General features: G+C 72.6%; 9 protein-coding genes. 7 read left to right on the forward strand and 2 right to left on the reverse strand.

Annotated elements, in window-relative coordinates; all coding sequences use genetic code 11:
* Positions 1-42 precede the first annotated feature (42 nt).
* From F0U47_RS08525 to F0U47_RS08535, 4 genes are read left to right on the forward strand one after another with little or no spacing between them, the layout of a single operon-like run.
* A complete protein-coding gene (locus F0U47_RS08525; RefSeq protein ID WP_149749866.1) occupies positions 43-795 on the forward strand; it encodes a response regulator transcription factor in 753 nt (250 codons plus the stop codon).
* A gap of 15 nt (positions 796-810) precedes the next feature.
* Positions 811-1,683 (forward strand): mycothiol synthase, encoded by an 873-nt coding sequence (gene mshD / locus F0U47_RS08530; RefSeq protein ID WP_149749867.1) that lies wholly within the window; start codon positions 811-813, stop codon positions 1,681-1,683.
* A gap of 11 nt (positions 1,684-1,694) precedes the next feature.
* A complete protein-coding gene (locus tag F0U47_RS21070) occupies positions 1,695-5,144 on the forward strand; it encodes a hypothetical protein (RefSeq protein ID WP_188111231.1) in 3,450 nt (1,149 codons plus the stop codon).
* A gap of 11 nt (positions 5,145-5,155) precedes the next feature.
* A complete protein-coding gene (locus F0U47_RS08535; RefSeq protein WP_149749868.1) occupies positions 5,156-5,755 on the forward strand; it encodes a hypothetical protein in 600 nt (199 codons plus the stop codon).
* A 21-nt stretch (positions 5,756-5,776) separates the two neighbouring features.
* On the opposite strand, the gene F0U47_RS08540 is transcribed toward F0U47_RS08535, so the two are convergent.
* Complete coding sequence (locus F0U47_RS08540) at positions 5,777-6,802, reverse strand: alpha/beta hydrolase (protein WP_246159529.1); 1,026 nt, start codon at positions 6,800-6,802, stop codon at positions 5,777-5,779.
* Between the two features lie 85 nt (positions 6,803-6,887).
* On the opposite strand from F0U47_RS08540, the gene F0U47_RS08545 reads away from it, so the two are divergent.
* The 3 genes from F0U47_RS08545 to F0U47_RS08555 all read left to right on the forward strand — a co-directional run bounded on the left by F0U47_RS08545 (position 6,888) and on the right by F0U47_RS08555 (position 10,875).
* Entirely contained in the window at positions 6,888-9,044 is a 2,157-nt protein-coding gene (locus tag F0U47_RS08545; protein WP_149749869.1) for an RNA degradosome polyphosphate kinase, read from the forward strand.
* A 186-nt stretch (positions 9,045-9,230) separates the two neighbouring features.
* Positions 9,231-9,848, forward strand: coding sequence for a DUF47 domain-containing protein (locus F0U47_RS08550; RefSeq protein ID WP_149749870.1), 618 nt, complete (start codon positions 9,231-9,233; stop codon positions 9,846-9,848).
* 13 nt (positions 9,849-9,861) lie between these two features.
* Positions 9,862-10,875, forward strand: coding sequence for an inorganic phosphate transporter (locus F0U47_RS08555; protein WP_149749871.1), 1,014 nt, complete (start codon positions 9,862-9,864; stop codon positions 10,873-10,875).
* Here the strand turns inward: F0U47_RS08555 and F0U47_RS08560 are convergent.
* Complete coding sequence (locus F0U47_RS08560; protein WP_149749872.1) at positions 10,862-13,348, reverse strand: hypothetical protein; 2,487 nt, start codon at positions 13,346-13,348, stop codon at positions 10,862-10,864. The genes F0U47_RS08555 and F0U47_RS08560 overlap by 14 nt on opposite strands.
* Positions 13,349-13,352: the final 4 nt, after the last annotated feature.

The raw sequence follows: 13,352 nt of genomic DNA on the forward strand, positions 1-13,352 counted from the left end.
TTTCGGTCTCTCTACGGCACAACGTGCCAGGAGGAGACCCGGATGAGCACTCTTCTGCTCCTGACCAGCGCCCTGCAACCCTCAGCCGAGGTACTGCCCGGACTCGCGCTCCTCGGCCACCAGGTGAAGATCCTGCCTGCCGAGGGCAGCGCGCTGCTCGAGGCGCCCGAGTCCGACCTGGTGCTGGTCGACGGCCGCCAGGACCTCGCCGGCTCCCGTGACCTCTGCCGGCTGATCCGCACGACCGGCACCGACGTCCCGGTCATCCTGGTCGCGACCGAGGGCGGCCTCGCCGTCGTGTCCCACGACTGGGGCATGGACGACGTCGTGCTCCACACCTGCGGACCCGCCGAGCTCGAGGCGCGGATCAAGCTGGCCATCGGCCGGCTGGCCGCGGCCCGCGAGGCGGCCGACCCCGACGCACACGTGATCCGCTCCGGCGAGGTCGTCGTCGACGACGCGACCTACACCGCGAAGGTGGGCGGCCGCGTGCTCGACCTCACCTTCAAGGAGTTCGAGCTGCTGAAGTTCCTGGCCCAGCACCCCGGTCGGGTGTTCTCACGCCAGCAGCTGCTCCAGGAGGTGTGGGGGTACGACTACTTCGGCGGCACCCGCACCGTCGACGTGCACGTGCGCCGGCTGCGCGCCAAGCTCGGCCCCGAGAACGAGACCCTCATCGGCACCGTCCGCAACGTCGGCTACCGCTTCGTGCTGCCGACCAAGGACGGCCCGAGGGACAAGGCCGCCTCCGACAACACCGCCGCCGACCGGGCGAACGAGTCGGCCGACGCCTGACCTAGGGTTTCGGGGATGACTCCCCCGGACCAGCTCGCCGCGATCGAGGACGTACGACGCGCCTGCAGGTCCGTCGACGGGCACGACCCGGTCGACGAGGCTGTGCACCTGCGGCTCAAGAACCACGGGCTCGCGGACACCGCGGCCTGGGTGGAGACCGACGGCTTCGCGCTCCGGCACGGGACGGCGCTCGACCTCGCGGTGGCACCGGAGGCCCGCGGTCGCGGCACGGGCAGCCGGCTGGCCGGCCTGGCGGCGGCCGAGCCCGGCGAGCTGACGGCGTGGTCGCACGGCGACCACCCGGCGGCCCGGGTGCTCGCCGCGCGCCTGGGGTTTGCCCGCACGCGAGAGCTGTGGGTGATGCGGCGGGCGTCCGTCGTACCCCTGCCGTCGGCGGAGACCCCGCCCGGCGTGACGATCCGCGACTACGGCGCGGCCGACGCGGACGCGCTGCTCGCCGTCAACGCGGCCGCCTTCGCCGCGCACCCCGAGCAGGGATCCATGTCGCGGGCCGACCTCGCCGAGCGGATGGCCGAGCCGTGGTTCGACCCGGCCGGCCTGCTGCTCGCGGTCGGTCCCGAGGGTGAGCTCCTCGGCTTCCACTGGACGAAGCGGCACGACCGGGACCACGGCGAGGTCTACGTGATCGGCGTCGCGCCCGCGGCACACGGCCGCGGCATCGGGCGGATGCTGACCATCGCCGGGCTCCACCACCTCGCGAGCCGCGGTGTGGCCGAGGTCCATCTCTACGTCGAGTCCGACAACCGGCCGGCGCTCGCGCTCTACTCGGGCCTCGGATTCACCCATGCGGCCCCGGACACGCACGTGCAGTACCGGCGCCCGTCCCATGGGTCGCAACCGGCACCTGAAACCCCTTCGTCCGGATAGCATCGATCCCTATGAGCTCGGTCACCGACGACGAGCCTGCGCCGGACGGCAGCGGGCTCGATGAGCCGCGCCGCGGACGCGGTCGTCGTGGCCTGCCCTGGCGCCGACGCGACGAGGACGCACCGGAGGTCGCCGAGCTCGACCCCGAGGACGTCGAGGCCTTCATCCGGCGCAGCGCGGCGGTCGAGCACGACGAGGACGAGGACTCGTCCCCGGACGACAAGGCTCCCACGGCTGACGAGACCGACGAGGTGGACGGGGCCTACAAGCCCGATGAGCACAACGAGCCCGACGAGGAGCCGGAAGGGCTGACCGGCGACATCGCGGCCCGCGTGGCGAGCCGCGGCCGCGAGGAGCCGCGGGAGTACGCCGAGTTCGCGCCCGAGGGCGATGCCGACGTCGACTGGTCCGCCGCCGTCGTGTCGCAGCACGCCGAGAGCACCCCGTCCGACGTGGAGCCGGCGTCCGAGCCCGACATCGACGCCGCCCGGAAGGTCATCGCCGACGCGCTCGACATCGGGTTCGCCGAGCCGCTGCCCGGCGAGCCCCCGCATCGCAAGCTGTGGCCTCGGCGGCGCGGTGACGTCGTGGTCCCCCGTGCCGAGACGCCGGACGACGACGGCGCGGAGGCGCCGCCGGTCGACGCCGCGCACACCGAGGCGGTCGCCGCCCTCGCTGCCCAGCTGCGACGCGACGCCGAGATGGCCGCCGCCGAGCAGGCGGCCGAGCGGATCGCGGCGGAGGAAGCAGCCGAGCGGGCCGCACGGGCTCGCGAGGAGGCCGACCGGCTCGCGGAGGAGCAGGCCGACCTCGCGGCGCAGGCCAGTCGCGCCCGGGCGGAGGCCGAGGAGGTCGCGCGGCAGGAGGCGATCGCCCGCGAGGCCGCGGAGGCCGCGGCCCGCGAGCGGGCGGAGCTCGCCGACGCCGAGTTCGCGCGACGCGAGGAGGCCGAGCGCCACGCCGAGGAGCAGGCAGCGCGTGCCGCTGCCGCACACGCCGAGCGGGTCGAGGCGGAAGAGTTCGCCCGCCAGCAGGCGGCGCTCGCCGCCGAGGCGGCCACCGCCCGGCAGGAGGCCGAGACGGCGGCCGAGGAGTTCGCCGTGTTCGCCCGCCGTGCCCACGAGGAACGCGCAGCCGCCGAGGACCGCGCCCGGGCAGTGGCCGAGGCGGCGGCCGCGGCAGCCGCCGAGCACGCCGAGTTCGCGCGCCGGATGCTCGAGGAGCGCGAGGCGACCGAGCGCAGCTCGGCCGAGATCGCGACAGCGCGGGCTGCGGCCGAGGAGTCGGCCCGCCAGCAGGCGGCGCTCGCCGAGCAGGCCTTCCTGGCGGCCGAGGCCGCCCAGGAGCGGGCGCGCCAGGCCGCCGAGGAGGCAGCCGCCAGCGCCGCCCAGCACGGCGCACGAGCCCAGGAGGCCGTCGAGCAGCGCGCGATCGCCGAGGCGGCCGCGGCGGACCACGCGCGCCTGGCCGCGGAGGCCCACCAGGCGCGCGAGGCCGCCGAGATCGCCGCTCAGGAGCAGGCCGAGCTGGCCCGGATCGCGCTCGAGACCGCCGAGGCCGCCGAGATGCGGGCCCAGGCGGCGGCCGCCCGGGCGGAGGAGCAGGTCGAGGCCCGGCTCGCCGCCGACGAGTCCGCCGCCCAGCAGGCGCGGGCCGCGGCCGATGCCCACGAGGCCCGCCGGCTCGCCGAGGAGGCCGCCCGCGAGCAGGTCGAGCTCGCCCGCGAGGCCCAGGCCGCGGCCGCGGCCGCCCACCAGTCCGCAGCCGCGCTCGCCGACGAGAAGACGGCCGCGACCGAGGCGCTCCTCGAGGCCGAACGCATCGCGACCGAGGCCAACCGCGCCCGGGCCGACGCCGAGAACCGCGCGAGTGAGGCCCTCTCCGAGCTCGAGCGGTCCCTGGTCGCGCAGCAGACCGCGATCGCGAACGTCCAGGCAGACCTGCTGCGTGCCGAGCAGCAGGCCCTCGAGCACGCCCAGGCACGGGTCGCCGCCGAGCAGCTCGCCGCCGAGCAGGCCCAGGCGCGGGCCGAGGCCGAGACCCGCGCAGCCGCGCTCGCGCACGAGATCGAGCAGGCGCGCGCCCGCGCCGTCTCCCTCGAGGCCGAGACCGCTGCGGCCCACGCCCGCGCCGAGGAGGAGATGCAGGCCGCCGCCGAGGCGCGGCGCGAGTTCGAGGAGCGTGCCGCAGCCGAAGCCCGGCGCGAGGCCGAGGAGCGTGCCGCCGCCGCTTCCGCCGCTGCGGCGCTCGCGGCGGCCGAGGTGGAGCCCGAGGCTCTCGTCGTGCCCGAGCCGGAGCCGGAGCCGGAGGTGCAGGCAGAGGACGAGGTCGACGCACCGACAGCGACCGGCGGCATGGACGTCGAGAGCCTCCTCGACCGCTGGACCGCCCTCACGGCGCCTGCCGCGACGCCGGACGGTGCGCGCCGGGCCGAGCCGGAGGGGGCTGACGAGACCCTGGCGGAGACGACCGCCGACGAGACCCCGGACGAGGCGGCCTCCGCGGAGCCGGTCGCCGACGGTGAGTCGCTCCTCGACCGGTGGGCCGGCTCGTGGACCGGCGCACGTCCGTTCCCGGAGACGACCGAGCCCCCTGAGCCCGAGCCGGCCGACGAGGTCGTGGCCCTGCACGAGGACCACGACCCGCTGACCAGCCCGGTCTACGCCGAGCCGCTCGTCACGGTCGAGGAGGAGGAAGAGGGCGAGGTCTTCGACTTCGACGAGGACTTGGCGGCCGACGAGGACGAGCTCGTCGCACACGACGTGGCGGCCGAGGACCTGGTCGAGGACGAGGACCTGGTCGAGGACGAGGACCTGGTTGAGGCCGAGGACCTGGTCGAGGACGAGGACGAGGACAAAGCGGGCGAGGACCTGGTCGACGAGGACCTGGTGGAGGACGAGGTCGAAGCGGCCGAGGACCTGGTCGAGGAGCCCGAGGCCGACCAGGACGACCTCGCCGAGGATCTGGTCGAGGAGGAGCCCGAGCCGGAGCCGGAGCCGAAGCCGGAGCCCGAGCCGGTCGCGGCCGGCAAGCACACGCCGTACCACTCGAAGCGCGGCAGCGGCATCATGCCGCTGGTGGCGATCGCCGCGGCGCTCGCCTGCGCGGCCGTCGTCGGGAAGTTCGCGCTGGACGGCACGCTTCGCGACGACATCCCGTTGAACGCGTCGCTGAGTGCCGCCTCGTTCATCCTGCTGATGTACGCCCTCCGGGCCATCGGCAACACCCGCACCGTGCACCTCGACGACCACGGCGTCCTCAAGGTCGTCATCGGCGACTTCAGCAGCCGCTTCGACCTGACCAGCCCGAGCACGCAGCTCGAGCAGGTCGGCACCCCCGGGCAGCGCGGCTGGAAGATCCTGATCCTCCGCCGGAGCATGGCGCCGGTCGAGATCGACAGCAAGTCCGTCGACCCCCGCACGTTCGTCGAGGCCCTACGTCAATGGCGACCGAACCTCTAGGAGACGCGGAGATGGAGCAGGCGCAGGCAGCGCGCGATGCCCTGGCCGAGCGCTGCGCTCGTGCCGAGCAGCAGGTCACCGAACTGGAGGCCGCGCTGGCGCAGGCGAACGCACGGATCGCCGAGCTCGAAGAAGCCGCTGCGGCGCGGATCTCGATCTTCGACGGCGCCGGCGAGACGGGATCCGCCGACTCCGGGCTGTCCGGCGACGGCAGCGACCCGCGCGTGCTCTCGATCATCCTCGCCGCCACGTCCGTGGTGGCCGGGATGGTCGCCCTCCTCGCCCTGGTCAACGGCAACCTCTTCACGCCCTTCGGCTTCGCCATGATCCTGGCCACGCTGGTGCTGGCGTACGCCGCGACCAAGACCCGCGTCCCGAGCGTCGAGGTCAGCGTCACCCACGGTGTCGTCTCCATCAGGAAGGGCGAGACGTCGTACCGCTTCGACGTCCGCAACCCGGGCACCCAGGTCGACATGGTCGGCCAGCCGGGCGACTCCTCGTGGGCCGTGTACTTCCACCGCAAGGGCATGGACGACTTCGTCGTCGACGCCAGCATGGTCGACGCCCGCGAGTTCGCCCGTCAGCTGCGCGAGTACCGCCCCGAGCTCTGACGCGGGTCCTTCTCCAGCAGGTCAGGCCACCGCCGCCCGCAGGCGGTCCGCGATGCGCTCGACCGCGGCCCGCGCCGTGCTGCCCACGCCGACGATGTTGAAGAACCCGTGGATCAGGTCGCTGAACCGCTCCAGCTCGACCTTCACGCCGGCGTCCTCGAGCTTGCGCGCGTAGGCCTCCCCCTCGTCGCGGAGCGGGTCGAAGCCGGCGGTGGCGACGTACGCCGGGGCGAGGCCGCTCGGGATGTCGGCGTGGATCATCGACGCCCGCGGGTCCCGCAGGTCCTCCGGCCGCGGGAGGTAGCACTTGTTGGCGCGGTCCATGAACTCACGGGTGAGGTAGAAGCCGTCCCCGAACAGGTGGAGGCTGCGGGTGTCCCGCTCCGCATCGGTGCAGGGGTAGACGAGCATCTGCCAGGCGACGGGTACGCCGTCCCGCGCCGCCGCCAGCGACACCGAGGTCGCCAGGTTCGCACCTGCCGAGTCGCCGCCGACCGCGATCCGGCCGGGATCCGCGCCGAGCTCGACGGCGTGGTCCACCACCCAGCGGAAGCCCTCGTCGGCGTCGTCGTGCGCCGCCGGGAAGGGATGCTCGGGCCCGAGCCGGTAGGTCAGCGCGAGCACGGGCACGCCCGACCGCTCGGCGAGCAGGCGGCACGGCGCGTCGTGGGTGTCGAGCCCGCCCTCGATCCAGCCGCCGCCGTGGAAGTAGACGAGCAGTGGTCCCGGGCCGGCCGGGGCCGGTGTGCTCGGCAGGTAGTGCCGGGCGGGCCGGCCGGCGACCGACAGGTCCCGCACCTCGCCGATGCGCTGCCGGCCGCCGACCGTGGCCGTCTCGCCGACCATCCGCGCACGCATCACCGGGACCGGCACGTCCTCCTGCCGCGGCCGGGCGATCGCCTGCAACCGCAGGAGGACCTGGATGTCGCCCGCGAGCGTCTGGCCGTCGATGACCACGGGTGCTCCGGCGAGGAGCCGCCGGAGTCGCTCCGGCGCAGCCATCGCAGCTCGAAGGGCACCGTGCTCGACAGCAGTTCGCGGGCTCACGGACAGCGACCCTAGTGGGCGGGGAGGCCGATACTCACCAGGCGGACATCACCCTGCGTTCACCCGGCGGTGCGACACTCACAGCATGTCCCAGGAGCTGCTGCCCGAGTCGGTCGACACCGCACCGCAGAACGGGACGGGTGCGTCCGTCACCGACGTGTCGGCGTACGTGCCGGACGAGGCCGACCTCCACGCGATCAGCGCTGTCCACGACCGGTTCCTGGATCGCGAGCTCTCCTGGCTGCGGTTCAACCAGCGGGTGCTCGAGCTCGCCGAGGACCCCGAGCTCCCGCTCCTCGAGCGGGCCCGCTACCTGGCGATCTTCGCGAGCAACCTCGACGAGTTCTTCATGGTGCGGGTCGCCGGCCTCAAGCGCCGGATCGCGACCGGGCTGGCGGTCCGCGCCGCGTCGGGCCGGATGCCGCGCGAGATCCTGGAGGCCATCTGGGCACAGACCGGCGCGCTCGCCCACCGGCACGCGGCGGTCTTCCGTGACGAGGTGGCCCCCGCGTTGACGGCCGAGGGCATCGAGGTGCTGCGCTGGGACGACCTCGACCGCGACGAGCAGCGCGCCTGCAAGAAGCTCTTCAAGGAGCGCGTGTTCCCGGTGCTGACGCCGCTGGCCGTCGACCCGGCGCACCCCTTCCCCTACATCTCGGGGCTGTCGCTGAACCTCGCCGTCGTCGTACGCAACCCGCGGACCGGCAAGCAGCACTTCGCCCGGGTCAAGGTGCCGTCGAACTTCGACCGGTTCGTCCCGCTCGGCAAGGACCGCTTCGTCCCTCTCGAGGACGTGATCGGCGCCCACCTCGCCCGGCTGTTCCCCGGTATGGACGTGCTCGAGGCCCACACCTTCCGGGTGACCCGCAACGAGGACGTCGAGGTCGAGGAGGACGACGCCGAGAACCTGCTGGCCGCCCTCGAGAAGGAGCTCCTGCGCCGCAAGTTCGGACCCCCGGTGCGGCTCGAGGTCGAGGAGTCGATCTCCCGCGCGGTCCTCGAGCTGCTGGTCTCGGAGCTCGACATCAGCATGGCCGAGGTCGTCCGGTTGCCCGGGCCGCTCGACCTCCGCGGCCTGCACAGCATCGCCGACCTCGGCCGCGAGGACCTCAAGTACCCCGCCTTCTTGCCCAGCACCCACCCGCTCCTCGCCGAGGTCGAGTCGGCGGCCCCGGTCGACGTGTTCAAGGCGCTGCGCCGGCACGACGTGCTCCTCCACCACCCGTACGACTCGTTCGCGACGTCCGTGCAGCGGTTCATCGAGCAGGCGGCCGCCGACCCGCACGTGCTGGCGATCAAGCAGACGGTCTACCGGACGTCGGGCGAATCGCCGATCATCGACGCGCTCATCGACGCCGCCGACGCCGGCAAGCAGGTCCTCGCCCTGGTCGAGATCAAGGCCCGGTTCGACGAGCAGGCGAACATCCGCTGGGCCCGCAAGCTCGAGCAGGCCGGCTGCCACGTCGTCTACGGGCTGGTGGGGCTCAAGACCCACTGCAAGCTCGCGATGGTCGTGCGCGACGAGCCGGACGGCATCCGCCGCTACACCCACATCGGCACCGGCAACTACAACGGCAAGACCGCGCGGATGTACGAGGACCTCGGACTCCTCACCACCAACGAGGCGATCGGCGACGACGTCGCCCACCTCTTCAACAACCTCAGCGGCTGGTCCCGCAAGGCGAAGTACGGCGAGCTCCTGGTCGCCCCCGACTCCGTGCGGTCAGGTCTCATCGACCACATCTACGCCGAGATCGCGAACCACCGCGCCGGCCGGCCGGCCGGGATCCGGATGAAGGTCAACTCCATCGTCGACGAGCAGCTGATCGACAGCCTCTATCTCGCCTCCCGCGAGGGCGTGCCGGTCGAGCTCCTGGTGCGCGGGATCTGCGCGCTCCGGCCCGGTGTCCCCGGCCTCTCGGAGAACATCACGGTCCGGTCGGTCCTCGGCCGTTTCCTCGAGCACAGCCGGATCTTCTGGTTCGCCGGTGCCGGCGCACCGGTGGCGTGGATCGGCTCGGCGGACATGATGCACCGCAACCTCGACCGCCGGGTCGAGGTGCTGGTCCGGCTCCCCACCGCCGACAGCGTGGCCGAGGTCAGCAGCCTGCTCGACCAGGCGTTCGCCGAGGACACCGACTCCTGGGTGCTCGGTCCCGCCGGCGAGTGGGCCCGACACCGGGGCGCGGTGCACCACCAGGAGGCGCTGATCGCGGCGCAGCGCACCCGCCGCCACGCCTGAGCCGCCGTCCACGCACCGGCCCACGCGTCGTCCAGGTGGACGGCAGGTGGACAGCAGGTGAACGATTCAGCCCGGGCGGCCGGGTGTGCCTCACGACACCCTCGGATCGGGCGGGACCGGTTTGGCAGCGAGCATCGTTCACCCCCTAGCATGAGGCCGTTCGCCTCCGCCTCAACGGGAGTCCTTGTGGGTCTGCGTCTGCGTCCTGTCGACACTTCGTTCTACGACCTCTTCACCCAAGCCGCACAGCACCTGGTTCTCGGAGCCGAGCTGCTGGCCGAAATGCTGTCCGACACCTCGGACAAGGCCGACGTCGCCGAGCGCATGCGCGCGGCCGAGCACGCAGCCGACGAGACGACCCACGAGATCGTCCGCAAGGTCAACAGCACCTTCGTGACGCCGTTCGACCGGGAGGACATCTACTCGCTCGGTTCCGGCCTCGACGACGTCATGGACATGATGGACGAGGCGGTCGACCTGATCCTCCTCTACGAGGTCGACTTCCTTCCTGCCGAGCTGTCGGAGCAGGTCAGCGTCCTCCAGCGCTGCGCCGAGCTCACGGCGGACGCGATGCCGCGGCTGCGGTCGATGAAGGAGCTCGAGGACTACTGGATCGAGATCAACCGGCTCGAGAACACCGGCGACAAGCTCCACCGTCGGATGCTCGCGAACCTCTTCTCGGGCGAGTACAAGACGATCGACGTCCTCAAGCTCAAGGACGTCGAGGAGTCCCTCGAGGGCGCCATCGACGCCTTCGAGAAGGTGGCCAACATCGTCGAGCAGATCGCCGTCAAGGAAAGCTGACAAGGCGCCCACTGTGGACGTAACCCTCGCGATCGTCATCGCGGTCGTCGTCGTCGCGCTCGTCTTCGACTACACGAACGGCTTCCACGACGCGGCGAACGCCATCGCGACCTCGGTCTCGACCCGCGCGCTGACCCCCAGGGTCGCGCTCGCGCTCGCCGCGATCATGAACTTCGTCGGCGCGTTCCTGGGCCAGAAGGTCGCCCACACCGTCAGCGACACGATCTCGCCACCGCAGAACAACCACGGCCTGCTGATCGTGATGGCAGGTCTCCTCGGCGCGATCACGTGGAACCTGATCACCTGGTACTTCGGCCTGCCGTCCTCGTCCTCGCACGCCCTCATCGGCGGCCTGGTCGGATCGGCCATCGCCGGCGGCGTGACGGTCTCCTGGAGCACGGTCCTCGAGAAGGTCGTGATCCCGATGTTCCTGTCTCCGTTCTTCGCGTTCGCCGCGGGCTTCGTGGCCATGCTGGCCGTGCTGTGGATCTTCAAGAGGTCCAGCCCCCACCGGGCCAACCGCGGCTTCCGGATCGCCCAGACCATCTCGGCCGCCGCGATGGCGCTCGGCCACGGTCTGCAGGACGCGCAGAAGACGATGGGCGTGATCTTCCTGGCGCTGGTGACCGGCGGCTACGTCGCCTCGGAGGAGGCCGGCGGCGAACTGCCGCTCTGGGTCATCTTCTCCGCCGCCGCCGCGATCTCGCTCGGCACCTGGGCGGGCGGCTGGCGGATCATGCGCACCCTCGGCCGCCGGATCATCCACCTGGACCCGCCGCAGGGCTTCGCGGCCGAGTCGGTGGCCGCGTCGGTCCTCTACACGACCGCCTACGTCTACGAGGCGCCGATCTCGACGACCCACACCATCACCTCCGCGGTGATGGGCGTCGGTGCGACCAAGCGGCTGTCAGCCGTCCGCTGGGGTGTCGCGCGGACCATCCTCACCGCGTGGGTGCTCACCTTCCCCGCGGCCGCTGCGGTCGCCGCGGTGTCCTACTGGATCCTGCACCTGATCACCCGCCTCTGACGCCGGACGGCGGCACGCTGCGGACGGCCTCCAGACCCTCGCACCACGCAGGGCTCCGGGCGAACCACGAGTGGCCGAGGATCTCTGCCACGGCACCCTCCTGGAGCTGTGGGTCCGCCGGCACCGGGTCGGCGAGCTGCCAGTCCGCGCCGCAGCGCAGCGTGTGGTGGCCGTGGAGGCGGTCGACTTCGTCCGCCGGCCCCGGGAAGTGGTACGACGAACCGTCCCGGTGCCCCCACGACAGCACCGGACCGGCGAGCGGGTCGGTCAACCGGTAGAGGTTGACCCAGGCGCCGCCGAGGTCCTCGTACAGGTGCCGGATCGCGGCGAAGTTGACGTACGCCGGGAACGCCCGCGGGAAGATCACCCGCAGCTGTGAGCCGAAGGTCATCAGGGCGACCCGGTCGCGCTTCTCCGGCTCGAGCCGCAGGAGTGCTGCGAAGCTGATGAGGCTCCCCTGGCTGTGCCCGCACAGGACGAGGTCGCGCCCGGGACGCGGTGCGGCGTCGTCGCGCAGGTGCCACGAGATGCGGTCGCACAGGTCCTGCACGCAGCGCTTCGAGTACGGCCGCGGGGAGAACGGGTGGACGGCGTGCGGCCAGAAGGCCAGCACGTCCCAGATCACGTTCAGGGTGCGCCGCTTGTCCTCGGCCCGGACCGCCTTGCGACCTTGCAGCAGCAGGACCCCCGCCGCGGCCAGGATGAGCCAGGCGCCGACCAGGCCGACGACGTTCTTCTGCGCGGTTCCGTCGTCACCGAGGACGTACTTCGGCTCGCTCAGCCAGTCGAGCGGTCCCGGCGCCTGGAGGCAGGGCTCGGCGCTGTCGTTGAGGCATCCCGACAGCTCCCACGCGACCACGAACGAGAAGAGCAGCCCGACGACGGCGAAGGTCACGAAGAAGAACCCGATCGCGTTCTTCATGTGCGCGAGCCGAACCGCACGGTGGACCTTCTTCAGCCATCGCGGGGACAGGGTGTCGCCGTAGACGGCGGCCACGCGGCGCTTCATCGGGCCGTTCCGCCGGAGCCGCCAGGCCCACACCCCGACCACGAGGGCGACCAGGACCACCGCGTTGAGGCCCCACGCGTAGGCGACCCGGTCGAGCATGGGCGTCGTCCCGACCGTGACCTCCCCGCCACCGGTCGCGGCGGCGTCCGCGGCAGGCTCGGCGAGCTGGAGCAACGACGAGACGCCGGTGGTGAGCGCGGCCGCGAACGCCACGCCGATGAAGGTCCCCATCAAGGTCACCGTGGCTGCCGCCAGGCCCCCGGCGTACGGCGCGAAGTAGCGCTCGGGCTCGGAGCGGGGCCGACGGGCGAACCCGCCGGGGATCACCAGGAGCAGGTTGGCCACGAGCAGTGCGACCAGCGCGGCCACGCCGATCAGCAACAGGTAGTTGGCGACCAGGTCGAACGACGTCGGACGTTCCTGCCCCGCGCGGGAGATGCCGGTCGCCCGCAGGACCGCCACTGCTGCCAGGGCGAGTATCGCGCTGCTGACGACCAGGAGCAGCGGCGCCACCAGCCGGGTCGCCCCGCTCCAGCTCCGGCCGATCCAGGTCTGGCCCGCGCTGGACCACGTGCGCGTCCCGCCCTCGGGGTCGCCGAAGAGCAGGACGACGAGCGCGACCACTCCCCAGCCGATGACCGCAGCCACCAGCGTGTTGGGGCCGTCCAGCCAGGTCGCGGCCGAGGCGTCCGTCCCGGCAGCGGTCCAGGCGTCGGGCTCGACGACCCAGACCGCCATGGCCGCGATCACCAGGAGGCCGGCGGCGATGTGGAGGTCCTTCAGCTCAGGAGTGCGGGAGTCGCCGGAGTAGAACTCGTCGTTCGCGAGCGGCGTCGACACGCCGACGTCCGCAGGTCCCTGAGCCGCACGTTGCCGGGCCGACTCCCCTTCTTCCTCGTCGGCCCGCCAGCGCGCGACCCGGGTCCGGCCGTAGCCGCGGCCGAGGTAGGCCAGCAGCACGACGACACCGGCGCTCAGCAGGACCGCAGGGAGCAGCACCCACCGGGCGTCCAGCATGGTCAGCAGGTCGCTGCGCGCGGCCCAGCGCCAGCCGATGAGGTCGATGAGGATCAGCCCGGCAGCGAAGGCGTACATCGAGGTCACGAGCAGCCCGATCAACCGCATCAACGCGTCGCAGGTCGCGTGCAGACCCAGCCGCCACGGATTCCTGGCCGGCGCCGGGAGCATGTAGTGCGCCGCGTTGACCATGCCGAACGGCAGCAGGATCAGCCACAGCGCGTTCACGCGGCTGCCGGACGTCAGCCGGCCCCAGTGGTAGGCCTCGAGCACCTGCCCCTCCTTGCCGGGAAGCTCCTTTCCGGCCGCATCCACCGAGCGGAAGAAGCGGGACTCGTCGTCGCCCCCGACCTGCTCCACGTGGGGGCGGTCGAGCATCGATCCCGGCGGGGTCCCGGAGACACCGTGCACCCGCAGCTCGACCCACCGCCGGTGCTCGGCCACCACGACC

The organism is Nocardioides antri, assembly GCF_008373765.1.
GTDB lineage: Bacteria > Actinomycetota > Actinomycetes > Propionibacteriales > Nocardioidaceae > Nocardioides > Nocardioides antri.

Coding starts and splice junctions, on each gene's coding strand:
- mshD (WP_149749867.1), top strand. CDS start 811: ATGACTCCCCCGGACCAGCTCGCCGCGATCGAGGACGTACGACGCGCC.
- F0U47_RS08545 (WP_149749869.1), top strand. CDS start 6,888: ATGTCCCAGGAGCTGCTGCCCGAGTCGGTCGACACCGCACCGCAGAAC.
- F0U47_RS08525 (WP_149749866.1), top strand. CDS start 43: ATGAGCACTCTTCTGCTCCTGACCAGCGCCCTGCAACCCTCAGCCGAG.
- F0U47_RS21070 (WP_188111231.1), top strand. CDS start 1,695: ATGAGCTCGGTCACCGACGACGAGCCTGCGCCGGACGGCAGCGGGCTC.
- F0U47_RS08535 (WP_149749868.1), top strand. CDS start 5,156: ATGGAGCAGGCGCAGGCAGCGCGCGATGCCCTGGCCGAGCGCTGCGCT.